Source organism: Methylocella tundrae (assembly GCF_038024855.1).
Classification (GTDB): domain Bacteria; phylum Pseudomonadota; class Alphaproteobacteria; order Rhizobiales; family Beijerinckiaceae; genus Methylocapsa; species Methylocapsa tundrae.
On the sequence record NZ_CP139089.1, the window covers coordinates 1,382,147 to 1,404,910 of the forward strand.

Sequence of the window (22,764 nt, forward strand, 5' to 3'; positions counted from 1 at the left end):
GAAGCTTCACTGCGCCGCCTCTTCAAGCGCCACGCTGCACGGTGGCATCGATCGTGACGCGCGCTAGATCGTAGTGACGAATTCCTCGCTGGAGGGATTCTCGGCGGTCGTTTTCCATGATTCAAGGCTGATTTTTGGAGATCAGCTCTGATGATTCGGGATGTCGATGCGCTACGCGACGATCAATGGGAGCGGCTTTGCGACCTCGTGCCGGGCGGCAGGGCCGGTCAGCGCGGGCCGCGCTGTGATAACCGGCGCTTCGTCGATGCGCTGTTATGGATGGCCCGCTCGGGCGGGCGCTGGCGCGACCTGCCCGAGCGCTTCGGCGACCATCAAGCGGTGAAACGACGCTATTACCGCTGGATCGAGCGAGGCGCGTTGGATGGGTTTCTGAAAGCGCTCACCACCGAAGCCGACCTCGAATGGCTGATGATCGATTCAACCATCGTGCGGGCTCACCAGCACGCTGCCGGCGCAAGAATCGCCAAAGGGGGGCGGATGCCCAAGGTTTGGGGCGATCTCGCGGTGGCCTGAGCACCAAGATCCACGCCGCGACCGACGCGCTCGGCAATCCCGTCCGCCTGCTGTTCGGGCCAGGCCAGCGCAACGACATCACCAAGGCGCACGCCCTGATCGAAGGCTTCGAGGCCGAAGCCGTCATCGCCGACAAGGGTTATGACGCCAATCACTTGCGCCAGGCTGTCCTCGAATGCGGGGCCAAACCCGTCATCCCATCGAAAGCCAATCGCCGCGCGCCGCTCCACTACGACAAGGCGCTCTACAAGGAGCGCAATCTCGTCGAGCGTTTCTTCAACAAGTTGAAGCAGTTTCGACGGGTCGCGACAAGATACGACAAGCTCATCGCCAACTACCGAGGCTTCGTTCTCCTCGCCGCTATCGCCATAGTGCTAAGGTAAATCGTCACTACGACCTAGGTCTTTCGTCCGCAGCGCGCCGGTGGCATGCGCTGCCCGCAGGCTCTCGGCCAGCAGCAGCTCCAGTCTGTCGCCCAGGCGCTTCCTCCAATGGCTGAGGTTCGAGCGCTCATGCAAGAACTCGTGCTGGAAGAACTCCTCCCCGGTGAAATACTGGAAATACGGGTCATGCACCCGGCGCTCACAGACGCCTTCGTCGGACAGCCCGTAGATGTGCTTGAGCAGCAGCCCGATCACGAAGCGGGTCGCGATCCCGGGTCGGCCCTGGTCGCTGTAGAGCGGCGCGATCTCGCCATCGACCCACGCCCAGTCGAGCTTGCCTGCGAGCTGCATCAACGCGTGGCGCATGTTGATGATCTGATCGAGTCTGGCCCGGAACAGATCGCCTGGTCCCGTCGTCGCGTGTTGCTTCGGCCGCATCGGTCCCTCCGATGCAGCTAGGGAATCATGGCTCGCGGCCCAAGCAAATCCAAAACCGAAATTGTAACGTTGCTGACCCCCAGGCCGCAAAATCCTACAATTTCAAATCGCGCAAGACCCAAAAAACAGACTCACGTTCAGCCGCCTAGCCGTTGTTCACGGCCGACGAAAAAGCAAGAAGCTGTAAAAATGCGCGGTGCGCATATGCGATCGATTGCACGTCCGAGGCGGAGGAATGTGGCGCGGTCCTGTCGAAGGCGACGTTCAAAAAGAGCAAAATTTTGAAATATCACGCATGGATTTGAAAAGACCCCGCGCAGCATTTCGCTTAGTGCACAGAGGTCACCAATGCTTGGATGGCTGAAGCTGTACTCGAGTTGCCACCGATGGAGAAAGGTCTGACCGTTAATTCACCACCAGTCGATATTGTTGGAGAGGAGCTTTCTATCGGCGAAATTATCGACGGTGGTCGACGGTTTCACCTCAACTTCATAGCTATCGGCGGCCACGACCAGCCGACCGAACCCGACGGAACGATCGGTCAGGCGTGTCAGCGCCGATTGCGTTTTGCTCTCGGACTTGGCCTGGCTCTGGCGGCTATGCCGGCGATGGCTCATGCACAGGCCATTGAGACGGATCCTCAAGGACGCGAGCCATATTGCTTCGCTGGAAAGGCCGGAAGAATTCGCCCGAATTATTATCGAGACCCTATCAACAGCCCGCTCCGCCGCTTGAGGTGGAATCGGCAATGCGCGCCTCGCGAGGCGCGAAGGAATTGGACGCTCCGTGGGCCGATCCAGAAATCGCTATCCCATTGTCGAGGAGAGGTAGATTATGAAAACGTTTCTTAGCATTGGAGCTGGTCCGGGTATGGGCCTTGCGACAGCCGAGCGGTTTGCCGGCGAAGGGTTCCGGATCATCTTGAGCGCCCGGAACGAGACCAAGACGAAAGAGCTTGCGGGGCAGCTCGAGGCGAAGGGCCATAAGGTCGAAGTACGCACGGTCGATGCAGCTGAACCGTCGAGCGTCGCAGCGCTCGTGTCTCAAGTTGAAAGCGAGTTCGCCGGGATAGATGTTCTGCACTTCAATGCGGCCTCGATGCGAAAGGCCACGTTGGCAGATCAACCGCGCGAGACGTTCAACTATGATCTCGCCGTCAATATCGGTGGCGCCATGGTCGCTGCGCAGGCTGCGGGGCCCAACATGATCGCACGCGGCTCAGGCTCCATCCTGTTCACAGGCGGCGGCTTCGGCCTTCAGCCGCACCCGGATTATCTCTCTCTGAGCATCGGTAAGGCAGGTATTCGCGCGCTGGCGCAAGGCATCTTCGAGCCCTTCCAGGAAAGAGGCGTCCATGTCGCGACCGTTACCGTCGCAGGCCTTGTCATGAACAGCAAAGACGCCAATGCCGTCGCCGAACAGTTCTGGCAACTGCACAGCCAGCCTGCCGGTTCGTGGCAGGTGGAGACGGTATATACGCCCGCCGGCTGAGAACCAGGAAACGACTGATCGCGGCCCCAGCGCGCCGATCAGCTCCTCGTAGAAAAGGAGTTCCATTATGACTTCTGCGATCCCTCTTAGCATTACAGTTGCATTCGTATTTCGACTCTGAATCGATGTGCCATCGCGATTCGAAGGTGATGGATGGAGGGAGGCATCGATCGAGACGACGCTTGAGCTTTGGGCGTCGTCGCTGCGTAATGAAGGTGCGGATGCGTCCGCTGTTTACACAGGAGCGTGTTGCCCCTTCGGCAGGATTGTTCCTGGATGGGCTGCTCTCGCTGTCGGACTTCGTGATCGGTAGCGTTCACGAGGCCGCTGTCCGCGCTATCGAAGACATGCGGATGATTCGGCTTGCGGCGGAGGAAAGTCGCGCATTTGCCGAAGCTATCCTCCAGCCGCGGGAGCTGCCGGCGCGTCTCAAAACGGCTGCGCAACGCCATATTCGAAACCTGGATCACTAAGCTGTTCTCCCACAACCTTCTCCGTGTCGATCCACTCAGCGGCATCCATGATCGCTCGGGGTTTGATAGTCGCGTTGAGCCGCTCGATCGATACCTTAAGGCTCAGTCTGGTCACGATGATCGGACACGCTTACGGAGCATACGCCATGCCTCGCTTCCTCGCTGTCTACACCATGAAGCCCGAAGACCTCGCCCGCTTCCGCGCAATGCCGGAAGCCGAGCAGAAGGCGGCCGACATGAACGGCCTGAAGCAATGGGCGAATTGGGAAAAGGCAAATGCCGCGTCGTTTCCCGATACAGGCGGCATGGTGGGCAAGACGAAGCGGGTAACCAAAGGCGGCGTCAGCGACGCGCAGAATGCAATCTGCGGCTACATCGTCGTCCAGGCCGAAAACATCGACGCCGCCGCGCGTCTCTTTGAGGGACACCCGCACTTCACGATCTTCCCTGGCGATGGCGTTGATATCATGCCGATTATGACTGGGTCTCAGGACTAGCTGCGTCCATCACGGGTACCGAATACGTCATCGACGGCGGAACGGTCCCAACGACATGATATGGGAATGGAGTGACGGGCGTGGGATATCATGGAGGGCTCTGGAGGGAAATAGCGTTGGAAAAATAGAGGGTTACCGGATAGCTCATTGATCATTCCATGAGATGATCAACCGAAGTGGTAAGTATTTGAATTTTCGATGAGTGTAAGGCGGATAAATCGACGTTTACCGTCAGATATACCGTCAGAATTACACGCAATTGATTTTCCACAATAAATGTGGCGCGGTGCGCGGCGTCAATCTCTTCGTTCGTATTATATACGAAGTGCAGGAGAAATAGCTGGAGCCGGTCGAAAACGTCCGCGATTGACTGCGATACGTGGCGAAACCGATTCTGTCGCGCGCGCATTGCTCGCTGCCCTCCAGGCTACGCATCTTGGCCGGCATCCGATGCCCTCCAACCTTCACTAGGCTTCCAACGCTCGTCCCCTTCAGCAGGCTCGATCAGGGGAAGCAGAAATTCTGCGAGGTCGGAGACAACGACAGCCAGCTCCGCCGGCGCCGCGGCCATACGCTCTCGTCCCAAAAAGGCCTGCCACTGGCGCCCCCAGGCTTCAGCGTAAGCATCACTCAGGCCGGTCGGCTTCTCGATTGGAAGCATGGTTCCGCGCCGCATAAAGGTCTGGCGGACGGCCTCTGCAAGCGATGCCCGGTCAAATTCGAATGTCTGTGCGATCAGCCAGAGGTCGTAGAAATCCTTCAGCCGGCTGTTTGCGATGCCGAGCAGGACGAGCGCCTGGAATTTCTCGGCGACCACGGTCGTCACGGGATAGGCGCGAAGGTGGGGCGCTGGCGCGTCGAGCAGTGGCGGATACACGATCTCGACCGGTCCCGGCGTGACGGCATCACCAAAACCGATGTCGACCTGGATCGGAATGCGGGCGCCTGCGATCGTCGCGGAGGTGCGCACGCGGATGCCGCCGTATTCAACATCCTCCCGGATCGGAACAGCGGTGATAGCGCCGATGTCGAATACGACGCCGTCGTCATCGACCGGCTGCCCGCAGATCTCTTGAAAGACCTCTCCGATCGCCTCCGGGCTGTTCTCGCCATAGCCGAGAAAGTCGAGATCGCGTGTAGGCCGGAAAGGATCTGCCACCCAGGTTACGAATAGCATCGCACCTTTCAGGATGAAGCGGTCGCGATGAAGTGACAGGCTCAGTCGATACAGAAGCCGTTCCAGCGCATAGCGCGTCAGCAGAATCTGAAAGTCCGTGCGTTTGACACGAGACCGGTCGAGCAGACGAGCCCGGACCGAAGCACCGACGTTTTTTCTTGGCTCATGTGCCATCGGCTACCGTCGCTTCCACATAAGGCCTCATGGTCGACCAGACCTTTCCCTTCGTCCCATAGGTCCAGAGCTGGTCGCTCGTGACTTTCCGCTGTCGAAGTCCCTCACGCAGGCCTTCCAGAGCGACATCCAGTCCGACTTTCGCCCGATAGCGAAAGCAATCGACGATCGTCCGCGCTGGACTTGTGATCGCCACCTCGATGCCTTCTATGGAGTGTCGCTCGACACCGTCCGTCAGCGAGGACCCGGTGAAGCGTACGAAGCGAATGGGCGGATAGTCGATCTTGGGACGCCAGGCGGTGCGATCAATAGCCATCCAAACGGCCGAAGGCATTTGGAGCGTCAGCTCGTGGAATTGCAGCGCTGAGATCAGGCAGATGACGCCTTTGGGAACGAGGGCCGACGCTTCTGCCAGAATACGCGCCGCATTGCCCGAGCTATCCGCGAGTTGGTAGAGGCCCCGCGCGGGGCGAACGACTGCCCCGTCCCGGACAAGACGCGCCAGCGTTTCCGGGCCGATGCCGTGGGCGGCAAAGTCCTTCAGCCGCATCATCGGGCACGCCTTTAGCAGCTTGAGCGCTTGAGCGCGCTGGGAGTCCATCTGGGTCAACGCCGTGATGTTTCCTTGGCAAATTCCAAAGATAGCAGAGGTTTTATCACATTTCCGAGAAAGGGCAATCCAAAGTGGCTGCCCAAGGTGAACCAGCCTAGAGCTGCGCCGGCCAGCTTCGGATGCCCTCTTCCGACTCCGTTCTGGCGCACTGCCGCTACCGGAGGGCTGCCTCCAACCTCTCTTTTCGTTCTTCCCAATCGGGCATCATCGTCTCAAGCAAAGCACGCCATCCCTCGTCGTGATCCGGGTAGAACGCATGCGCCAGTTCGTGGCAGATCACGTAGTCGATCAATCGGGGACTTGCCCGCACCAAGTCGACATTGAGCACAACCCGCCCGCCAGGGGTGAAGCTCCCCCATCGCTTTGACATCGGCCGGATAACGAGGGAAGGCCGTTTCAAGCCCTTACGAACGAATGGCTCCACAACGATTTCAAATCGTTGCCGGAATACCTCGCGCGCTCGGAGCTTATAGAACGTCTGAAGCAGACGCCGGCAATGGGGCTGGTCGTCAGGCGCTCGGGCGCATATCACCAAGCGCCCACCTTCGAGCCGAACAAGGGGATCGTCAGATTGCTCAATCGACAACCGATATTGTCGACCCAGCAGAAGATGCGTCTCGCCGGAAATGAACCTGCGTTTCGGTGTGACCTTCGGCCTTTGGGAAATCGTGTCAATCTGAGCGAATATCCAAGCGCCCTTCCGGCGCGCTCTGCTCTGTATTTCGTCGATTTCCTCACCCGCAGGCGCAAAAATAGCGACTTCGCCCGTCGGCCGAACGTCGATCCGGAGAGCACGCCTATCCGTGCGAAGGAGTTCCGCGATGACCCGACGTTCACCCCAGCAAATTTCGATCTGCTCGTTTGCCGGGCGACCGGTCATAGTCGTCCTCATTGCGCCAGCCGCACGCGAGCCGATGCCAGCACATCGTCGACGATACCATCAAGAATGGCAGGATCGATCAACATATCGCGCTGGCCGCGCAGCTCCTCAAAGAAGAAATCGTCAATGTCGTTTCGAATTACGTTCTCGACATCACGATCATATTGCCAGCCGACTTTGCGCCGCTTCTGCACAATCCGACTGATCTCCAGCGCGATATCGGCGGCCAGTTCGACGTCATCAACACCGACCCTTTCCAGATTGCGCTTCGCCAACCCCCAAAAAGCCTGAGCGTGACCATCGTCGCGAAGGCGCGCCGGGGTCGGATCGGTTTCATCCTGCCGTGTCTGAACCTTGTCGCGTAACTCCCTGACCTTTGATAGATAGGTCAGGTCGGTGATGCGCCCCTTGTGGAAATCGGCAATCGTATCGCGAACGAGCTTGGAGAATTTTTCGAAGAAGATCGGATCTTCATCCCATTTTTCCTCGATCGAACGGGTCAGCTGATGCGCGATCGTGTCGGCAACCGACGCATCGCTTTCCGTCTTTTCCTGCCGTCGCCCTTCAATGGCGATATCGTCGAAGATATTCAGCGGCTCGACCAGCGTGAGAACGTCGCGCGCGATGACGTGCCGGTCCAGCAACTGGCGGATACGTTTCTCATAGTCTCGCCAGTCCACGCGCTCGGCATAGCGAAGGCTGACGGCGGCGCGCAATGAAACGAACCGACCGAGATCGTCCTTCCATCGCTTAAGCAGCTCTGGCTTCGTCGCCTCGATAAAGGCTGGAGAGGCAAGCGCCACAGAAAAGGCGCGGGAGAACGCCGATAGGCGTACATAAAACTCAGCGCGGATCTCCTCGTCGGCCAAGAGGCGAGCGTAGGCTTCGGCATCGAAGCTGTTGGAAACGGATTTGAACACATCGAGCAAGGCGGCATGAGCGCCCGGCACTTTGTTCGCCTCATCCCGAATAGCCAACACGCTGCTGGCGATATCTTCTGGGCTGAAGCCCTGGAGCGCATCGTAGCTGGCAAGCGCATCGCCAAGGTCCTTGAGGACGCCCGTATAGTCGATGATGAAGCCGAAGGGCTTATCCGGCGCACCGTCTTCGTCAAAAACGCGGTTGACCCGCGCGATGGCCTGCAACAGGCCATGTTCCTTTAGGCGGCGGGCCACATAGAGCACCGTGTTGCGCGGCGCGTCGAAGCCGGTGAGCAACTTGTCGACGACGATGATGATGTCCGGATCGGCGGGCCCTTTGAACTGCTCGACGATGGTACGGTTATAGGCGTCCTCGCCACCGTACCGCTCCATCATCTTACGCCAGAACGTGCGGACGAGATCGTCGTCGGCCTCATCGACCTCGTCTTCGCTTTCGCGCATTTCCGGCGCGGAGATCACGACCTCGGTCGTAACGACGCCAAATTCATCGAACAGCTTCTTGAGCAGGATCGCCGCTCTCTTTGAGGACGCCGCGAGTTGTCCCTTCAGCCCGGTTCCCTTGAAGTTGGCCAGGAAGTGTTGGCCGACATCGAAGGCTCGCGGTTCCACGACAGGTTTTCGTAAGCCTGCTCCTGCCGCGCATGGTCCTCGGTGATGGCGAAGGCCATCAATTGGTCGAGCGACAAGCCGCCGTCGCGATAGACCTGCATCAGCTTCGGACTGACCGCGCCAAGGCGAAGCCGCTGGCGCACGACATGGGCGGAGACACCGAACCGGGCGGCAATCTCTTCCGCGCCCCATCCGCGATTGTCCGCAAGCTCGCGGAACCGCTCGAACTGGTCGGCTGGGTGCATCGCCTCACGGGTGACGTTCTCATCGAGGCTGATTTCCGTCGCGTCGTTCACGGTATCCAGAACGCAGCGGATGGCCTCCGTCTTCCTGATCTGCTTGCGCTTCACGCGTAGCACCTGCGCCAGCCTGCGGCCTTCGCCGATGGTGACGAAATAATAGCCGGTCGGCTCGCCTTCGGCGTTTGCTTCCGGTTTCACCACCAGATTTTGCAGCATCCCCTTGGCGGCGATGCTGGCCGCCAACGCCTCGATATGGGCTTCGCTGTGCGGGGTCTTACGGGCGTTGCGGGGCGACTTCTTCAACTTGCTCAGTGGCACGAACAGCACCGCGCCGCTCTCGGCGGCGGGGGCTTCGAAAGCCGTAGCGGTCGTCTCGATAGTGTCGGTCATGGTCTTGATCCTCATGGACTTGGGTTGAAGCGCAGCGCTGCGCTGCAACCCTGCCCGTCGGCGAGACCGGGGGGAGCAAGGGGCAAGGGCGGACGGGACGGAGGGGGACCACCCGGCCTGCACAAGCGGATCGAAATGTTGGCGAGAGTGCGCAAGCACGCATCCGCGCGGAAGGCTGGGGAGACCGTCCCGGCCGAGCGTCAGCGATCCCTTGTGCCGCGCCAGGGGGCTGAGCCCCCAAGCAAAGTCGCCGTTGTGAGCAACGTGAGATCAGAAATGCGAAGCCAGACACCTCGGCGCTTTCAGCCGCGCCGTCTGAGCTGGCCGAGATGGGTGTCGGCGAAGCTGGTCGCATATTTCAGACCGAAGCCGAGCGTCCGGTCGACGCCGATATGGGCGCACCAGATCAACGCGACCTGCAGCCACAATCCATGATCCGTCGCCCAACCCAGAGCGGCGACCAGGGCGGGTGTGACATAGGTGTGTGCGAGATTATAGAAACGCGCGCCCATCGACGGGCCGGCGAGATAGCCGAGCATGGAGAGATCGGGCAGCAGGAAGAGGACGGCAAAGAGCCACCAAGTGCCGCCGTCCGATCGAAAAGCCAGCACGGCCGCAATCGCCACGGCAAGATTCTCGAGTCGCAGCAGCACCAACACGCCTGCCGGTGTGCGCGAAACGGCGTCTGGTGATGGTTTGGTCGAAATAGGTCGTGACGTGGGAAATCCTTGGGTCATGGCAGCACCATGTCCTGTCTCTAGCTTGAACGAAATTGATTCATTTGCTTTATTAACTGTACGGATTTTTATGAAGTGAACCGCAATGGACTGGGGCCTCTACCGCACCTTTCTGGAAATCGCCCGAAGCGGCAGCCTGTCGGCGGCGGCGCGGACGCTCGGCATCACGCATCCGACAGCCCGCCGTCATCTGGAAGAGCTGGAGCAACAGTTGGGAGGCCGGCTGTTCACGCGTTCGACCCGCGGTTTGCTCCCGACGGGGTTGGCCGAAAGGATATTGCCCGAGGTCACCCGGATCGAAGCATCAATCGGCGCCATCGCCCGTCTCGTGACCGAGCGCGTGGGCAGCGTGCAGGGGACGGTGCGGGTGTCGGCGAGCGAGGTCATGGGGATCGAGGTGCTGCCGTCGATGCTGGCGCGCATTCGCACCCTTCACCCAGGTCTGACGTTCGAACTCATCCTGTCGGACAGCGAAACGGATATCCTCCGGCGCGACGCGGACCTCGCCGTGCGCATGATTCGTCCGCGGCAGACAAGCCTCGTCGCCCGGCGTGTCGGTACGATCGAGGTCGGGTTCTACGCCCATCGAAGCTGGCTCGCCGAGCACGGGGTTCCCTCATCGCGGGAGCAACTGCTCGCCGCACCGAACCTCATCGGTCAGGATCGTCGCCGCACCTTGGCCGACGCGCTGGAGATCGACGAGGCGCGCCTGAACCAGAGCCTCGTTCTCGCGACCGACAGCGATGTGGCGCAGATCGCGGCCGTGCGCGCGGCCTTGGGTGTCGGCGTCCTGCAGGTGCCGCTCGCAATGCGGGAGCCCGCTCTCGTCCGTGTGCTTCCCGACCTCGATCACAAGATGGAGGTTTGGCTGGTCACGCATCCCGATCTCAAATCGTCGGCACTTATGCAGGCTGCCATGGCGGCGCTATACGCCGAGCTGAAGAGCTATATCCGGCCCGCAGACGGAAACACCCCAAGCTGAAGAAACACGTGGCGATCACAGGATTTCGTCGTTCGACAATTCCGCGCCCCGCCCGAAGACGGGGCGCGATTGCGATCGTCAGTCGGTGACGATCCTGCCGGATTGGCGGGCGCGCCGAGCGTACCAGCTCAGCGGATACTCGGCCGTGAAGTGGAGGTCGCGTTCGACCGGAAGCCGGAGCCGCCCGCGCACGGAGCGGATTTCGGCAAGGCTGACATAGCCGTGTTCGGGTTCGCCAAGGCCGAGATCGCAGAGGCCGAACAGACGGTCGGGGTCTTCGGGATCGGCTTCGGTGAGAAGCCAGGTGGCGCCAGCGTCCGGTGTGAAGAGCTTGACGACGGGGCGCGGATCGATGTCCTCGCCGGCGGCACTGCGAGCGCCATTGGCGAGAAGCCGGGCATAGAGTTCGTCGGTGATGAGCGCTTCGGCCATGTCGGCCTCCCTTCGATGTCACCCTCCGATCGAGGGCGAGGAGGCGTTCGGCCGGCGCGATTGAGCGGCGCGGTCAGGCCCTCCTCGGTCTGGTGCGGGCCGGGCTTGACCGCGCCGCGGCGGCGGCCAGCGTTGCCGGATCTCGTCGAGAGGGAAACATCGAAGGCCACAGGCAGTGCACACGCAAACAGGCGACACACCCGGGAGCTTCCGGCAGCAAGGGGGCATGGTGTCACCCGCGATCACCTTCCGAATCTTTCGCCATGGCCGCCGATTTTCGCACGCCCAAGTCAGAGGTCTTCAATATACAGGCAGTGCACGTCACCTTGGCCGTAGTCATTCCACAGCGATCGAAGGCGATCGACATGAGACGCGATCAGACGATTTCACGAGAAGATGCGGCCTTGGCCTCCGACGCAGCGCAGCCACCCGCCAACGAGCCTGTCGAGAGCGCCTCCAGGCGATTTCAGCCACCTGCCAGCCTGCTCAAGCGCGTGATCCGTCGCCCAGAGCTTCGCAAAATCGTGCCACTGGCGGACACGACGATCTACGAGATGGAACAGCGCGGCGAATTCCCGAAGCGCTTCTTCCTAACGCCGCGCTGCGTGGTTTGGGATTTGGCCGAGGTCGAGATCTGGCTCGTCGAACGACGCCGCGCGCCGGAGGCAGATATCGTGCGCAAAGCACCAGCGCCGGATGTTCGCCAACGGCGCACGCGGCCGGTCAAGACACCTCTTCATCGGGTTTGAGAGGCGCCGACGCAAACGCCTTCCTTCATCTCAATGGAAGAGGAACCGCTTGTGCGTAGAAGTTCCAATCCCTCGCGGCCCGCCACCCCGAATAGTCTCTACCCTGTGAACCGACTCCAAAGAATGACCCCACTATGGATCTCGGCAGTTTATTGTAAACACGCCGAGTTCATCTATTGGTGTGGGGTCACGATCAGCGCCGATCGCGCCCCCTCACCAATTGCAAGAATATGATATTCGTCCAATTTCTTGGGTTTAATTAGCGGTAGGGGCACCGTTCGACGCTGAGTCACACTGTTGGCCCAATGATTGCGGTGTAGCGCGATGCCACGTCATACAAGCCACCGAGCACGAGCGCCAGCGGGCGCCAAGCATGAGAACCGGATCTGGCTGTGTAAAGCCGCCAAACCTTGAAAGCCGTGCATCTTGATCGCGCCAAGCGATGAGCCTGCGATGCTGGCAATTCATTCATGGTGCGGCTCCTTGATCCCCCATCTTCCCGTCAACGACGAGTGGATGGGCGTTCCGCTATGGACGGGTCACGCGCTCACCAACCCTGGTCGATCGGCAGAACGAAGAGTTCCGCAACGTTGACATGGGCCGGCGCCTGGAGCGCGAACAGGATCGTGTCGGCGATATCCGCGCCCTGCAGGAAGGTCATCTGCTTGGTGAGATCTTCCATCTGCTGACGGTAGCCGGCATCGGTGATCTGGTCGTAGAGCTCGGTGGTGACGGCACCGGGCTGAATGCAGGTGACGCGGATGTTGTGCTTCTGCCCGACCTCCATACGCAGGCCGTCGGAGAAGGCGGTCACGGCGTGCTTCGTCGCACAATAGACCGACAGCCCCTTGAAGACCTTGCGCCCGGCGATCGAGGACGTGTTGAAGATGTGGCCGGAATGCTGCGCGATCATCTGCGGCAGCACGGCCGCCGTCGTATTGAGCAAGCCCTTGACGTTGACATCGACCATGCGGTGCCATTCGCTGGTCTTGAGCTGGTCGACGTCGGAAAGCGGCATCAGACCGGCATTGTTGAAGAGAACGTCGATCGAGCCGTAGGCATCGATCAGTTTCTCGACGCCGGCTTCGACCGAGGCCGGATCGACCACGTCCATATCGATCACGAACGCTTCGCCGCCCGCTTTCGTGATGTCGGCCTTCAGGGCTTCGAGGCGATCGATGCGCCGGGCCGCGATGCCGACCTTGACGCCCGCAGCCGCCAGCTTCAGCGCCGCGGCCGCGCCGATGCCGCTCGATGCACCGGTGATCAGTGCGACTTTTCCGTTGATGTTGGTCACGGCTCGTCTCCTTGTGGCGGGCGAAGCCGTCCCAGGAGTGGGACGGCGTTCACGCTCGACAGGGAGACATCTATGAAACCCCGGCTCTTCCCTCTCTCGGCGCCTTGCCGAGCCTGTCGGGATTTTGCTCAATTCGCTGTCGGGAGGCTCGAATTGCCTCGGCCGCGACGATAGTCGGTCGGCGAGAGACCCGTCTCTCGGCGGAAGATCTGTGCGAAATGGCTCGGGCTGGAGTAGCCGACGGTCATTCCGATCTCGATGATGGGGGTGTCGGTTTCTTGCAGAAGTTTCTGCGCCTTGGCGACACGCCGCCGGATGAAATACAGCGAAGGCGGGACCCCGGTCGACGTCTTGAAGAGCCGACTGAAGTGGAATTCGCTCATGCCCACCTCGCGCGCCAGCCTGTCGAGATCGAAGGGCTGATCGAGCCGGGCGGCCATGAAGGCAATCGCTCGCCGCAGTTTCGAGCCGGGCAAGGCGTTTTGGGCCCGCGCTTCGGTATCCGCAATTCCATAGTGGCGCACGAGATGCACGGTCAGGCTCTGCGCCAGTCCTTCGACGAACAATGCGCTGCCGCCGCCTTCGGCGACCAATTCGCCGTGAAGGAGGCTCAGGACATGCGAGATCGTCGTGTCGCGATCACCCGACACGTCCCTCAAGGTGACGTTGCCGTAGGCCTTGCCCTGCATCTCGCGCACGACCTTTTCGAACAGCGGGATGGAGACATAGAGATGCATCACCTGGAATGGCCGATCGCCGTCGGCCTGCCATCGCATTTCATAGGGAACAGGTGATCGCGTCAGGAAGAAATCGCCGACACTCACGCGGCTCGCTTGCCATTCACCTCCGAGATCTCTTTCTTCGACGGTGGCACTGCCCGACATGACCCAGACGATGAGCGGCTCGACAACGGCGGGAACCAGGAAAGGCTGCTGAACGCGATTGCGGGAGAAGACCTGCACGAAGACGTCTTTCCACGCCGGTCCGTCGCCGCTGATCAACGTGGTCCCACTGATATGGGCTTCGAGCCCGATCGGGGAGGTCCGTTCAGGGAGAAATGACGGGGTCGACGGTTCAGTCAAAGCCAATATCGCCTTCCTTGCATTACGTATTCAAATTTCCTCATCGTATTTCAGTTGCCCACAACGATGATATCGTTCAGTTCTGTAGCGAGCACCATCGACGAACTCCGTGCCGACCCAATATTGGAAACGGTTGGACGAACCTCGGGTCACCCCTTGGTGGGCACTTTCCCGGCGACCGCGTGCTTCATCATACCGACCATTCGGCAACCGGCGATGACCTCAACCGACGCAACGGCCAAGCATTTTCATCGGACGCGCGCGGCAAAACCCGGGCGGTGCGGATCATGACCTACGTCGATCGGCCGACAATTTCGGGCGCAAAAGCGTGTTCGCCGTACGATCCGCGCCTGGTTCCTCCCAGCTATCGCCACGCCGTCCATTCTTTCCGCAGGATGGCGTATTGCATCGTGTTTTCGAATTTCGGGACGCCTTGGTCGTCCACCCCGAAGGATATGAACTCTTTGAACAGCCCCTCCAGCCTCATCCTCAATCTTTCGCACAAGCGCTGCGAGGCGACGTTGTCTTCCTCCACATAGGCGTAGAGGCGCCGGGTTTGCTCGACGGAGAACAGGTGCTCGAAGAGGGCACGCGCAGCCTCGAAGGCGTAACCGGCGCCGCCAAAATCCGCGTTGAAATTCCAGCCGACGGAATAGGTGTCAGGAGGCTCATGGATGCAGAACAGGTCACCGATCAACCTGTCGGAGCTTCGCAAGCACACGGCGATATGCTCGTCGTTGCCGCTCCGCGTTGCCACTTCCGCCTCTGCGGCAGCGAGATCTTCCAGTTTGAGCGAGAAGAAACAACTCGACCTGGGCCGGTGCAAATAGGCGAGCAGATCGGCCGCATCACCCTGTTTGAAATTTCGCAAGATCAGCCGATCGGTTTCGACAGTGTTCATTGCTCCGCCTCGTCTCGTTCCGTCAGGGCGCCGGCGGCGGACCCATTTGGGCCATCAACGCCGCCCGCCGGGTCGGGCCCACAAAGCCGAGAAGAACAGCTAGGGCGCCGGTTCGAAAGGCCGTTTCCAACATCTCGTCGGTCAGTTCGCCGGCAATCCAGAAGGACACGCAGCCGCGAAAGGTGAAGGCGAGCTGTTGCGGCAGGACGGTGCGCAGCAAGATCGGCATATCCGAGGGCAGCGCGGAGAGATCGCCGAGGGCCAGGGACCAGAGCGCCTCGGATTGGGGCAGGACCGCACTCGGGCTCGGGCCGGCGACACCGAGCGATCCCACGACCGCCTTGGAGACGTCCGGCTTCTCCAAGAGAACGCCGACACTGATCCTCCCCATGGCGAGCACGCGATCGACGGCGTCGCCCTGCGGGCACTGCTCCCGGAAGCGCGTCGCCATGCGGTCGATCACCCGCGACGACAGGGCCTGCATGATCGCGTTCTTGCTGCCGAAATGGTTGAACGGCGTCGCAAATCCGACCCCAGCTTCCGTCGCCAGCGCCCGCATGGAAAATTCCGCGCTGGGGCTCGCCTGGAGAAGCCGCTCGGCGGCGTCCAGCACGACGTCTCGGGCCAGTTGCCGGTTCCGCTCCCGGAGCGGCAGCGGCGACGTGTCATCGGTCATGCGTCCGTCTCTCGAATCTGACTGTTGAAAAATCTATATCATGATATAAATTAGATATCACGATATAGATTCCCTGACGGCCGCTCCGCCGTCGGCGACCTCCATCGGCAAGGAACAGCAGATGAGCAAGCAGAAAATCTTCCTGATCACCGGTGTCAGTTCGGGTCTCGGCAAGGCCTTTGCCGCTGGCGCCCTGGCGGCCGGACACCATGTCATCGGCACTGTCCGCAATGGCGAGGCGGCGGCGGACTTCTCGGCCCAGGCGCCGAGCCGCGCCCATGCCATCGTGATCGACGTGACCGACTTCGGCGCGATTCCCGATGCGGTCGCCAAGGCCGAACGCGACGTCGGCCCGATCGACGTGCTGATCAACAATGCCGGTTACGGCCATGAGGGCATCATGGAGGAGTCGCCCCTCGACGACATCCGGCGGCAGTTCGACGTCAACGTCTTCGGGGCTGTCGCGATGATGAAGGCGGTTTTGCCGGGCATGCGGCAGCGCCGCTCGGGCCACATCGTCAACGTCACGTCGATGGGCGGCTTCATCACCATGCCGGGGATTACCTATTATTGCGGCAGCAAGTTTGCCTCGAAGGCATTTCCGAGGCGCTGGGCAAGGAGGTGAAGACGCTCGGCATTCATGTGACGGCGCTTGCGCCCGGCCAGTTCCGCACCGATTGGGCGGGCCGGTCGATGGTCCGCACGGACCGCAGCATCGCCGACTATGATGCCGTGATGGACCCGATCCGCGCCGCCCGTCAGGCGAAGAGCGGCAGGCAACCCGGCGATCCGGCCAAGGCGGCCGAGGCACTGTTGAAATTGGTTGAATCCGACAACCCGCCGGTGCGGCTCTATCTCGGCGCCGACGCCCTCGGGCTCGTCGAGAACAAGATCGCGGCGATGAGAGCGGAGATCGCGGAATGGGAAGCGGTCTCGCGGTCAACCGACTTTGCATAACCGGTGCGGGCATGAACCATCGTTCATGCCCGACGTCCGGCCTGTTCCGCATCTGGAATGACGGTTCGATCCAACCCGAAGGAGACGGCATGACCCTGCAGGCCCAACCCGCCTACATCATCAGGATGCGCGCCAAGCCCGGAGCCGGCGACAGACTGTTCGAACTGGCCACGATGGGCATGGCGAAGTCCGGCGCCTCCGACCGTTTCATCATTCTCCGCGAGGACGGCGATCCCGACGTGCTCTGGAACATCGAAGTGTTCAGATCCGATGCGGCCAAGGTCGGCTACGAGACCAGCGCGCTCGCAGATGAACTCCGCGATGAGATCCTCGGGCTTCTGGCCGAACCGCCGATGCGCATCGCCGCCCACCCCTACGCAGCGGCCCCGGACTGAACCCTCGTCGCCCGGAGGGAGACGGCGGCGGCACGGGCCGCCGTCGGGCGATGCTCCCGAAGTGCGCGTGCCGCCTCGAGCCGCTCACCAGGGTTCGCGACCCGCGGTGGCGAAGAATCCGCCCGTCGGACCGTCGTCGTCGAGCAGGGCCAAGCGAACGGCCTCTGCGGCTCCTTCGGGGATGGTCTGCCGTCCCCTGTGACCGTTGAGGTCGGTCGCCGTGAATCCGGGATCGGCGGAATTGACCTTGAGGCCGGTGTCGCGCAGCTCGGCGGCGAGTTGCACCGTCAGCATGTTCACGGCCGCTTTGGAGGCAGCGTAGCCGATGAGCTTGTAGGGGGCGTATTCCCAGTCCGGATCACCGTGGAGCGAGAGAGATCCGAGGCCGCTGGAGAGATTGACGATCCGCGCCGGGGCAGATTTCTTCAAAAGCGGCAGCATGGCTTGCGTGACGGCCAGCGTGCCGAAGAAGTTGGTGTCGAAGATACGCCGGACGGCGTCGAGGTCGGCCGAGCTCGGCGCCCCGTCCCGAGGGTCGGTGATGCCCGCGTTGTTGACCAGGATCGTCAACGCCCCTTCCCGATCGCCGATATCGGCGGCGGCGGCTTGCGCGGATGCGGGGTCGGTCAGGTCGATGCGCACAAACCGCGCCGTGATCGCCTCGTCTCGGAGAACCCGGACGGCAGTCGTTCCACGCTCCACGTCACGAGCCGCCACGATGACGTTCAACCCCGCTTTGCCCAGCTGGCGGGCGATCTCCAGGCCGATGCCCTTGTTGGCTCCGGTGACGAGTGCCGTCTTTCCGGCAAACTGTGCCATCTGAAGTCCTTTCCCGAAGCCATTGAAGGGCTAGTGAGTTGACCGTACTTTATGAAGCATCCTTCAGCTTTGGAATTCGCATATGGCGCGGGAGTCTCTTGAACAGATAAAGGCCCGGAAACAGCCGCGTCAGGCCCGGGCGAAAGCCACGGTCGATGCCATATTCGAGGCAACCATTCAGGTTCTGCTCTCGGACGGTCTGTCGCGTCTGACGACCACCCGGGTCGCGGAACGGGCCGGCGTCTCGGTCGGCACGATGTATCAGTATTTCCCGCAGAAACAGGCATTGCTCTTCGCCCTGCTCGCGCGGCACATCGAGGCTGTAGCGGATGGCGTGGCGACGGCCCGCGCACGGTGTCACGGCCTGTCGCTGGAGACGATTTCCGACGGGCTGGTCGAAGCGTATCTCGATGCCAAGACCAAGAACCTGGATGCCGCGCGCGCGCTCTATGCCGTGGCGGCGGAGATCGACACGGACGACCTCCTCGGCACTGTCGCCCGACGCAACCAGAACGCAGTGTGTGATGTTCTGAAGAGCGCCGAAGACGTCACCTTCGACGCGCCGGACGAAGTCGCCTTCACCCTTCGCGCCACCCTCGCCGGCACAACCCGCGCGGTCCTGGAGCGTGGCGCGACACGGCAGGAGCTGGCGGCGATGCGCCGCGAACTGCCGATCCTGTGCCGCGCCTACCTTTGCGCGCGCGCGATGCGTACCCTTGCGCCAGGATGTCGATGAGTAAAGCGACCGGCGAAATTCGCCCATTTCGAACTCCTGCCACGCCACGCACGCTGGATGATGAAGACAGTCAGAGAGATCCCCATGACCGAACCGAGGATGCGAGCCGCCGTTCCCGAGGACGTGCGGAAGATCGAGGCGTTGATTCGAGACGCGTACGGAAAATATGTCGAGCGTCTAGGCAAGCCGCCCGCTCCGATGACCGCCGATTATGGGCATCTCGTCGATGTGGGCGATGTCTGGGTTCTCGAACTCGATGGCACCGTGGTCGGCATGATGGTCCTCAAATCCGCAATGGACCATTTCGAGGTCGGCAATGTGGCCGTATCGACCACCCATCGGCGCCGTGGTTTCGGATCCAGGCTCCTGGCCCACGCGGAAGAACAGGCACGGCAGCGAGGGCTTCCCGAGATCCGGCTGTTCACGAACGAACTGATGCACGAGAACCTCGTGCTCTACCGGAAACTCGGGTGGATGGAGTATGACCGGGCCGAGTAGGACGGATTTCGACGCGTCTTCATGAGGAAGACGCTCGGCGACACCCCATCTGCCTGAAGACATGGGTGCGCAACCCGAGTTGATGCGCACAGCGATGCGGTCGAAGTGATCTTCATTGCAAGGCCACTTCAGCCGCAATGAACGGCCTCGACGGCGGCAACGGCGTCGAAGCCCAACCGGTGAGCGATTCCGCTTCTTCCGGCTCAGAACGACAGGCGCCGCAGCAACCCCTCCAGGTCGCGTTCACCATCCCTGGTCTGGGCTCCGGCTTTCAGGCCACCCCGGATCAACGTCTCCGCAGCCGGTTGCGCGAACAGCCCGGCCCAGGCGGCGTGCTCGCGACCGAACCCGTCCCGTAGATCCGGCGGCGGCAACGCCGCTTTGGCCGCCGCGATCACCCCCGCAGGCAAGGCGGCGATCTGCCGAGCCAGTCGGGCGACGAAGCCATCGATCCGATCGGCCGGCAGCGCGCGATTGACCCACCCGTAGCGTTCCGCCGTTTCGGCATCGAAGAGATCGGCGCCGAGCACCACCTCGAGCGCGCGCCCCCGCGTCATCCGCGAGCCGAGATATTGCGTCGCTCCGCCGCCCGGCGTGATGCCCATGAGCGCCTCGCACTGCGCAAGGCCGGCGCGGCCCACCGCCGCAAAGGCCATGTCGGCGGCCGCGACGAACTCCGCTCCGCCGCCGCGTGCAATGCCGGCTAATTTCATGATCGTCACCTGCGGCTGCGCCCGCATCAGTTCGCCGAAAGCCTGGAAGGGGTTCAGGCCGTCCATCGCAAGGCGCTCGGCACCTCGCCTGGACGTTATATGGCGGAGCGCCATTCCGCCCGACCGTAATCTCTCCAGCTGTCATCGCGATGGGCAAGGGCGACTACGGGGTTGCCCATCGACGCATCGTTCACCGCGCCCATCGACCAAAGGCGACAGTCGCACTTGGACGGCAGACACCGCTCACTGTCGCGGCGCCATCCGAGACTCTCTACCCGAATCGTTCACTGCATCAGCAGTGCGATAGTGTTTTCGACGGTCGCAGTCCGCCAATATATACGGCGAGCGCACTATCACGCCCCCATCTCAACCCCCATAAACGGCATTGACGGCGGCAACAGCGTCGGCACACGCTTCTGGCTGTTCACCCAGGCATCGACCATATCGGCCCACTCCTGGAGCATGTGCCGGCGCTGCGGTTCGTATTCCGCTTTGTTGTAGACGCCACGCGATGAGCGTCCGTCCTCGTGAGCGAGGCATTTCTCGATCCAGTCGCTGTTGAAGCCCATCTCGTTCAAGAGCGTCGAGCCGGTCCGGCGCAGATCGTGGACCGTGAACGGCTCCAGCGGCAGCCCCTCCTTCTTCGCCCGCACCACGACGGCCGTGGTCACGCGATTGAAGGTCGCGCGCGACATGGGCGCATCGGCGTCGTAGCGGGAAGGCAGCAGATAGCGTGAGTTGCCGGCGCAGGTCTTCAGGGCAATCAGGATGTCGAGCGACTGTTGCGACAGATAGACGTTGTGCGCCTTCGACCGCTTCATGCGCTCCTTCGGAATGGTCCAGACGGCGTTCTCGAAATCGACCTCGTCCCAGACGGCATCGGTCAGTTCGCTCTTGCGCACCATGGTGAGCAGGATCAGGCGCAGGCCTAGGCGGATGGTCGGCAGGGTCGGCACGTGCTCGACCTGCTGCAGCATGATCTTGATTTCGGCTGGCGACAGCGCCCGATCCTTCGGCTGGAAGGTCGCGATCGAGGCTGGCCCGACCTCGTCGGCCGGGTTCGGCACCTTCTCGCCGTGCAGGATCGCGAAGGCGAAGATCTGTTTGACGATGTCGCGGGCGTGGATAGCGGTCGCCGGCGCGCCGCGCTCTTTCACCTTGGCGCAGAGCTGGCGCAGATCATCCGGCGTCACCTCGGTCAGAAGGCGGTTCTTCCAGGCAGGGAGAATATCGCGATCGAGGATGGCCTTGCGCATCGAGCGGGTGCTTTCCGCCATGCGCGCTTCCTTGATCCATAAGGCGCTCACCGCGCCGAAGCTGCGCTCCATGGCCTTGCGCCGCTTGTCGCGCTGTTTCTCGTGCGCGGGGGAAAGTCCCTCCGCCACCAGCTTGCGGGCGGCGATGCAGCGCTCGCGCGCGTCGGCGAGCGTGAAGCCATCGGGGCCGTAGGGGCCGATCGTCAGCGTCTCCCGGCGGCCGTTCAGACGGTAGTCGTACCGGAAGGTGATTTGGCCTGTCGTGGCGACGGAAACGTACATACCGTCACGGTCTGCCACCTTGTATAATTTATCCTTTGGTTTCAGCCTCTTGATGGCCATGTCAGTGAGCATGGGAACGGCCTTGACCTTGCCCCCAAGTTTTATCCAGTTTTGAGTTCGCTCCGGCGGATTGTGATGCTCGTTTGAGCGGGGTGAGCAACGGGCGCAGGCGCGGAGCCTACCATCGAGCGCCGCGCCTGCACCCGTTGTGGTTCGAAGGTTGCGGCATATTCGGCCGGGGTGCGCCAGCCGAGGCGAGAGTGAGGTCGCCTGGTATTGTAATCGTCTCGCCAGGCCGCCAACATGGCTCTGGCATGCGGTAGCGACCGGAACAGCGTCTCATTCAAGAGTTCATCCCGCAACCGCCCATTGAAGCTCTCGATGAAGGCGTTCTGAACCGGTTTGCCTGGCGCGATGTAATGCCAGGCCACCAGACTGTCGTCCGCCCAGCGCAAGATCGCGTTCGAGGTGAGTTCGCTGCCGTTGTCGCTGACCACCATCTTGGGCTTGCCGTGCTCATGGATCAGACGATCCAGCTCCCGTGCGACCCTCAGGCCGGAGAGCGAGGTATCAGCCACCAGGCCAAGGCATTTGCGGGTGCAATCGTCGACGACCGCCAGAATGCGGAAGCGGCGTCCGTCGATGAGCTGATCCGAGACAAAGTCCAGCGACCAGCGGTCGTTGGGGGCAAAGGGGATCAGCATCGGCGCTCGCGTCCCGATCGCCCGCTTGCGCCCGGCACGACGCCGGACGGCGAGCTTCTCCTCTCGATAGAGCCGGAACAGTCGCTTGTGATTGACCACATAGCCCTCCCGTCGCAGCAGGACATGCAGGCGGCGATAGCCGAACCGGCGGCGCTCGTGCGCCATGGCCTTCATCCGCTCGCGCAGGGCGCCGTCATCCGTGCGGGCCGTCGCGTAGCGAACCGTCATCCGGCAGCAGTCGATCACCTTGCACGCCCGCCGCTCGCTCATCTCGAAGGCTGATCGAAGATGCGCGACGGCCTCTCGCTCGGCAGCGGGCGTCACCATTTTTTTCCAAGAAGATCTTTCAGCGCCGCATTGTCGAGCATAGCGTCCGCCAGAAGCCGCTTCAGCCGCGTGTTCTCGTCCTCAAGCGTCTTCAGCCGCTTGGCCTCCGACACATCCATGCCGCCGTACTTGGCCTTCCACTTATAAATGCTCGCGTCGCTGACGCCGTGCTTGCGGCACAGATCGGCTACCGAAACCCCGGCCTCGTGCTCCTTCAATATCCCGATGATCTGCTCTTCGCTGAAACGGCTGCGCTTCATTCTCCGGTCCTCATCATGGGCCAGAGCAAACTTCAAACCGGATAAGCCTCAGGGGGCAAGGTCAGCCTCGTTGACGATCGAAAACGCCTTTTTCGAGGTCAATTTTACCGTCAAATTTG

24 protein-coding genes and 4 pseudogenes are annotated in these 22,764 nt (G+C 61.8%); 10 read left to right on the forward strand and 18 right to left on the reverse strand.

Annotated elements, in window-relative coordinates; translation table 11 throughout:
- The first annotated feature begins 150 nt into the window (after positions 1 to 150).
- A pseudogene (locus tag SIN04_RS08880) lies at positions 151 to 917 on the forward strand (IS5 family transposase).
- A 9-nt stretch (positions 918 to 926) separates the two neighbouring features.
- Here the strand turns inward: SIN04_RS08880 and SIN04_RS08885 are convergent.
- Positions 927 to 1,355: pseudogene (locus SIN04_RS08885) on the reverse strand (transposase); the annotation flags it as partial.
- Between the two features lie 410 nt (positions 1,356 to 1,765).
- Entirely contained in the window at positions 1,766 to 1,972 is a 207-nt protein-coding gene (locus SIN04_RS08890) for a hypothetical protein (protein ID WP_134488439.1), read from the reverse strand.
- A gap of 217 nt (positions 1,973 to 2,189) precedes the next feature.
- Between SIN04_RS08890 and SIN04_RS08895 the strand changes: the two genes are divergently transcribed.
- The 3 genes from SIN04_RS08895 to SIN04_RS08910 all read left to right on the forward strand — a co-directional run bounded on the left by SIN04_RS08895 (position 2,190) and on the right by SIN04_RS08910 (position 3,816).
- Entirely contained in the window at positions 2,190 to 2,846 is a 657-nt protein-coding gene (locus SIN04_RS08895) for an SDR family NAD(P)-dependent oxidoreductase (protein WP_134488441.1), read from the forward strand.
- Between the two features lie 266 nt (positions 2,847 to 3,112).
- Positions 3,113 to 3,319 carry a DUF1778 domain-containing protein gene (locus SIN04_RS08905; RefSeq protein WP_244605946.1) on the forward strand — a complete coding sequence of 69 codons (207 nt, stop codon included), beginning with the start codon at positions 3,113 to 3,115 and terminating at the stop codon, positions 3,317 to 3,319.
- A 146-nt stretch (positions 3,320 to 3,465) separates the two neighbouring features.
- The gene (locus SIN04_RS08910; protein ID WP_134492383.1) at positions 3,466 to 3,816 is read left to right on the forward strand and encodes a hypothetical protein; all 351 of its coding nucleotides are present in this window, start codon (positions 3,466 to 3,468) and stop codon (positions 3,814 to 3,816) included.
- Between the two features lie 427 nt (positions 3,817 to 4,243).
- Here the strand turns inward: SIN04_RS08910 and SIN04_RS08915 are convergent, their stop codons facing one another.
- The 6 genes and pseudogenes from SIN04_RS08915 to SIN04_RS08940 form a co-directional block, all read right to left on the reverse strand.
- Positions 4,244 to 5,167: a nucleotidyl transferase AbiEii/AbiGii toxin family protein gene (locus SIN04_RS08915; RefSeq protein WP_134488443.1), complete on the reverse strand. Its 924-nt coding sequence runs from the start codon at positions 5,165 to 5,167 to the stop codon at positions 4,244 to 4,246.
- Positions 5,157 to 5,720 carry a type IV toxin-antitoxin system AbiEi family antitoxin domain-containing protein gene (locus SIN04_RS08920; RefSeq protein ID WP_423136003.1) on the reverse strand — a complete coding sequence of 188 codons (564 nt, stop codon included), beginning with the start codon at positions 5,718 to 5,720 and terminating at the stop codon, positions 5,157 to 5,159. The genes SIN04_RS08915 and SIN04_RS08920 overlap by 11 nt, the downstream gene beginning before the upstream one ends.
- A gap of 214 nt (positions 5,721 to 5,934) precedes the next feature.
- Positions 5,935 to 6,660 (reverse strand): M48 family metallopeptidase, encoded by a 726-nt coding sequence (locus SIN04_RS08925; protein ID WP_166795885.1) that lies wholly within the window; start codon positions 6,658 to 6,660, stop codon positions 5,935 to 5,937.
- 8 nt (positions 6,661 to 6,668) lie between these two features.
- Positions 6,669 to 8,060, reverse strand: a complete 1,392-nt coding sequence (locus SIN04_RS08930; RefSeq protein ID WP_244605736.1) for a type I restriction enzyme subunit R domain-containing protein — start codon at positions 8,058 to 8,060, stop codon at positions 6,669 to 6,671.
- Positions 8,061 to 8,191: 131 nt separating this feature from the next.
- Positions 8,192 to 8,842: pseudogene (locus SIN04_RS08935) on the reverse strand (ParB/RepB/Spo0J family partition protein); the annotation flags it as partial.
- Between the two features lie 302 nt (positions 8,843 to 9,144).
- On the reverse strand, positions 9,145 to 9,495 hold the full coding sequence (locus tag SIN04_RS08940; protein WP_341264380.1) for a DUF4260 domain-containing protein: 351 nt from the start codon (positions 9,493 to 9,495) through the stop codon (positions 9,145 to 9,147).
- A gap of 169 nt (positions 9,496 to 9,664) precedes the next feature.
- On the opposite strand from SIN04_RS08940, the gene SIN04_RS08945 reads away from it, so the two are divergent.
- The gene (locus SIN04_RS08945) at positions 9,665 to 10,561 is read left to right on the forward strand and encodes a LysR family transcriptional regulator (protein ID WP_134488449.1); all 897 of its coding nucleotides are present in this window, start codon (positions 9,665 to 9,667) and stop codon (positions 10,559 to 10,561) included.
- Between the two features lie 78 nt (positions 10,562 to 10,639).
- Here SIN04_RS08945 and SIN04_RS08950 read toward each other — a convergent pair whose 3' ends face one another.
- Positions 10,640 to 10,993 carry a DUF2958 domain-containing protein gene (locus SIN04_RS08950; RefSeq protein ID WP_134488451.1) on the reverse strand — a complete coding sequence of 118 codons (354 nt, stop codon included), beginning with the start codon at positions 10,991 to 10,993 and terminating at the stop codon, positions 10,640 to 10,642.
- A 482-nt stretch (positions 10,994 to 11,475) separates the two neighbouring features.
- Here SIN04_RS08950 and SIN04_RS08955 point away from each other — a divergent pair, with 482 nt between their 5' ends.
- A complete protein-coding gene (locus tag SIN04_RS08955) occupies positions 11,476 to 11,742 on the forward strand; it encodes a helix-turn-helix transcriptional regulator (protein WP_244605947.1) in 267 nt (88 codons plus the stop codon).
- A gap of 547 nt (positions 11,743 to 12,289) precedes the next feature.
- On the opposite strand, the gene SIN04_RS08960 is transcribed toward SIN04_RS08955, so the two are convergent.
- The 5 genes from SIN04_RS08960 to SIN04_RS08980 all read right to left on the reverse strand — a co-directional run bounded on the left by SIN04_RS08960 (position 12,290) and on the right by SIN04_RS08980 (position 15,698).
- Positions 12,290 to 13,039, reverse strand: coding sequence for an SDR family oxidoreductase (locus SIN04_RS08960; protein WP_134488453.1), 750 nt, complete (start codon positions 13,037 to 13,039; stop codon positions 12,290 to 12,292).
- A gap of 128 nt (positions 13,040 to 13,167) precedes the next feature.
- A complete protein-coding gene (locus tag SIN04_RS08965) occupies positions 13,168 to 14,127 on the reverse strand; it encodes a helix-turn-helix domain-containing protein (RefSeq protein WP_244605737.1) in 960 nt (319 codons plus the stop codon).
- Between the two features lie 24 nt (positions 14,128 to 14,151).
- On the reverse strand, positions 14,152 to 14,274 hold the full coding sequence (locus tag SIN04_RS08970; protein ID WP_423136021.1) for a hypothetical protein: 123 nt from the start codon (positions 14,272 to 14,274) through the stop codon (positions 14,152 to 14,154).
- Positions 14,275 to 14,485: 211 nt separating this feature from the next.
- Positions 14,486 to 15,022 (reverse strand): GNAT family N-acetyltransferase, encoded by a 537-nt coding sequence (locus tag SIN04_RS08975; protein ID WP_134488459.1) that lies wholly within the window; start codon positions 15,020 to 15,022, stop codon positions 14,486 to 14,488.
- A 22-nt stretch (positions 15,023 to 15,044) separates the two neighbouring features.
- Complete coding sequence (locus tag SIN04_RS08980) at positions 15,045 to 15,698, reverse strand: TetR/AcrR family transcriptional regulator (RefSeq protein ID WP_134488461.1); 654 nt, start codon at positions 15,696 to 15,698, stop codon at positions 15,045 to 15,047.
- Positions 15,699 to 15,819: 121 nt separating this feature from the next.
- Between SIN04_RS08980 and SIN04_RS08985 the strand changes: the two are divergent.
- Together SIN04_RS08985 and SIN04_RS08990 are read left to right on the forward strand one after the other, a co-directional pair.
- A pseudogene (locus SIN04_RS08985) lies at positions 15,820 to 16,655 on the forward strand (oxidoreductase).
- A gap of 11 nt (positions 16,656 to 16,666) precedes the next feature.
- Complete coding sequence (locus tag SIN04_RS08990; RefSeq protein WP_134488463.1) at positions 16,667 to 17,050, forward strand: putative quinol monooxygenase; 384 nt, start codon at positions 16,667 to 16,669, stop codon at positions 17,048 to 17,050.
- A gap of 84 nt (positions 17,051 to 17,134) precedes the next feature.
- Here the strand turns inward: SIN04_RS08990 and SIN04_RS08995 are convergent, their stop codons facing one another.
- On the reverse strand, positions 17,135 to 17,869 hold the full coding sequence (locus SIN04_RS08995; protein ID WP_134488465.1) for an SDR family NAD(P)-dependent oxidoreductase: 735 nt from the start codon (positions 17,867 to 17,869) through the stop codon (positions 17,135 to 17,137).
- Between the two features lie 82 nt (positions 17,870 to 17,951).
- Between SIN04_RS08995 and SIN04_RS09000 the strand changes: the two genes are divergently transcribed.
- Positions 17,952 to 18,605, forward strand: coding sequence for a TetR/AcrR family transcriptional regulator (locus SIN04_RS09000; protein ID WP_134488467.1), 654 nt, complete (start codon positions 17,952 to 17,954; stop codon positions 18,603 to 18,605).
- Positions 18,606 to 18,689: 84 nt separating this feature from the next.
- Entirely contained in the window at positions 18,690 to 19,103 is a 414-nt protein-coding gene (locus SIN04_RS09005) for a GNAT family N-acetyltransferase (protein WP_166795886.1), read from the forward strand.
- Positions 19,104 to 19,306: 203 nt separating this feature from the next.
- On the opposite strand, the gene SIN04_RS09010 is transcribed toward SIN04_RS09005, so the two are convergent.
- The 3 genes from SIN04_RS09010 to SIN04_RS09020 form a co-directional block, all read right to left on the reverse strand.
- Complete coding sequence (locus SIN04_RS09010) at positions 19,307 to 19,882, reverse strand: enoyl-CoA hydratase/isomerase family protein (protein WP_244605738.1); 576 nt, start codon at positions 19,880 to 19,882, stop codon at positions 19,307 to 19,309.
- A gap of 287 nt (positions 19,883 to 20,169) precedes the next feature.
- Positions 20,170 to 21,426, reverse strand: coding sequence for a tyrosine-type recombinase/integrase (locus SIN04_RS09015; RefSeq protein WP_134488471.1), 1,257 nt, complete (start codon positions 21,424 to 21,426; stop codon positions 20,170 to 20,172).
- A 29-nt stretch (positions 21,427 to 21,455) separates the two neighbouring features.
- A protein-coding gene (locus SIN04_RS09020) for an IS3 family transposase (protein ID WP_341264381.1) occupies positions 21,456 to 22,645 on the reverse strand; the annotation gives its coding sequence in 2 pieces (ribosomal slippage) (positions 21,456 to 22,387 and positions 22,387 to 22,645; 1,191 coding nt in all).
- Between the last annotated feature and the right edge of the window lie 119 nt (positions 22,646 to 22,764).

What these genes read in the sequence shown, in the direction of transcription:
- SIN04_RS08975 (WP_134488459.1), bottom strand. Translation starts at nt 15,022, where the DNA reads ATGAACACTGTCGAAACCGATCGGCTGATCTTGCGAAATTTCAAACAG.
- SIN04_RS09000 (WP_134488467.1), top strand. Translation starts at nt 17,952, where the DNA reads ATGGCGCGGGAGTCTCTTGAACAGATAAAGGCCCGGAAACAGCCGCGT.
- SIN04_RS08890 (WP_134488439.1), bottom strand. Translation starts at nt 1,972, where the DNA reads ATGAGCCATCGCCGGCATAGCCGCCAGAGCCAGGCCAAGTCCGAGAGC.
- SIN04_RS08915 (WP_134488443.1), bottom strand. Translation starts at nt 5,167, where the DNA reads ATGGCACATGAGCCAAGAAAAAACGTCGGTGCTTCGGTCCGGGCTCGT.
- SIN04_RS08990 (WP_134488463.1), top strand. Translation starts at nt 16,667, where the DNA reads ATGAACCATCGTTCATGCCCGACGTCCGGCCTGTTCCGCATCTGGAAT.
- SIN04_RS09015 (WP_134488471.1), bottom strand. Translation starts at nt 21,426, where the DNA reads ATGCTCACTGACATGGCCATCAAGAGGCTGAAACCAAAGGATAAATTA.
- SIN04_RS09010 (WP_244605738.1), bottom strand. Translation starts at nt 19,882, where the DNA reads ATGGACGGCCTGAACCCCTTCCAGGCTTTCGGCGAACTGATGCGGGCG.
- SIN04_RS08910 (WP_134492383.1), top strand. Translation starts at nt 3,466, where the DNA reads ATGCCTCGCTTCCTCGCTGTCTACACCATGAAGCCCGAAGACCTCGCC.
- SIN04_RS08925 (WP_166795885.1), bottom strand. Translation starts at nt 6,660, where the DNA reads ATGACCGGTCGCCCGGCAAACGAGCAGATCGAAATTTGCTGGGGTGAA.
- SIN04_RS08980 (WP_134488461.1), bottom strand. Translation starts at nt 15,698, where the DNA reads ATGACCGATGACACGTCGCCGCTGCCGCTCCGGGAGCGGAACCGGCAA.
- SIN04_RS09005 (WP_166795886.1), top strand. Translation starts at nt 18,690, where the DNA reads ATGACCGAACCGAGGATGCGAGCCGCCGTTCCCGAGGACGTGCGGAAG.
- SIN04_RS08995 (WP_134488465.1), bottom strand. Translation starts at nt 17,869, where the DNA reads ATGGCACAGTTTGCCGGAAAGACGGCACTCGTCACCGGAGCCAACAAG.
- SIN04_RS08920 (WP_423136003.1), bottom strand. Translation starts at nt 5,720, where the DNA reads ATGATGCGGCTGAAGGACTTTGCCGCCCACGGCATCGGCCCGGAAACG.
- SIN04_RS08945 (WP_134488449.1), top strand. Translation starts at nt 9,665, where the DNA reads ATGGACTGGGGCCTCTACCGCACCTTTCTGGAAATCGCCCGAAGCGGC.
- SIN04_RS08950 (WP_134488451.1), bottom strand. Translation starts at nt 10,993, where the DNA reads ATGGCCGAAGCGCTCATCACCGACGAACTCTATGCCCGGCTTCTCGCC.
- SIN04_RS08895 (WP_134488441.1), top strand. Translation starts at nt 2,190, where the DNA reads ATGAAAACGTTTCTTAGCATTGGAGCTGGTCCGGGTATGGGCCTTGCG.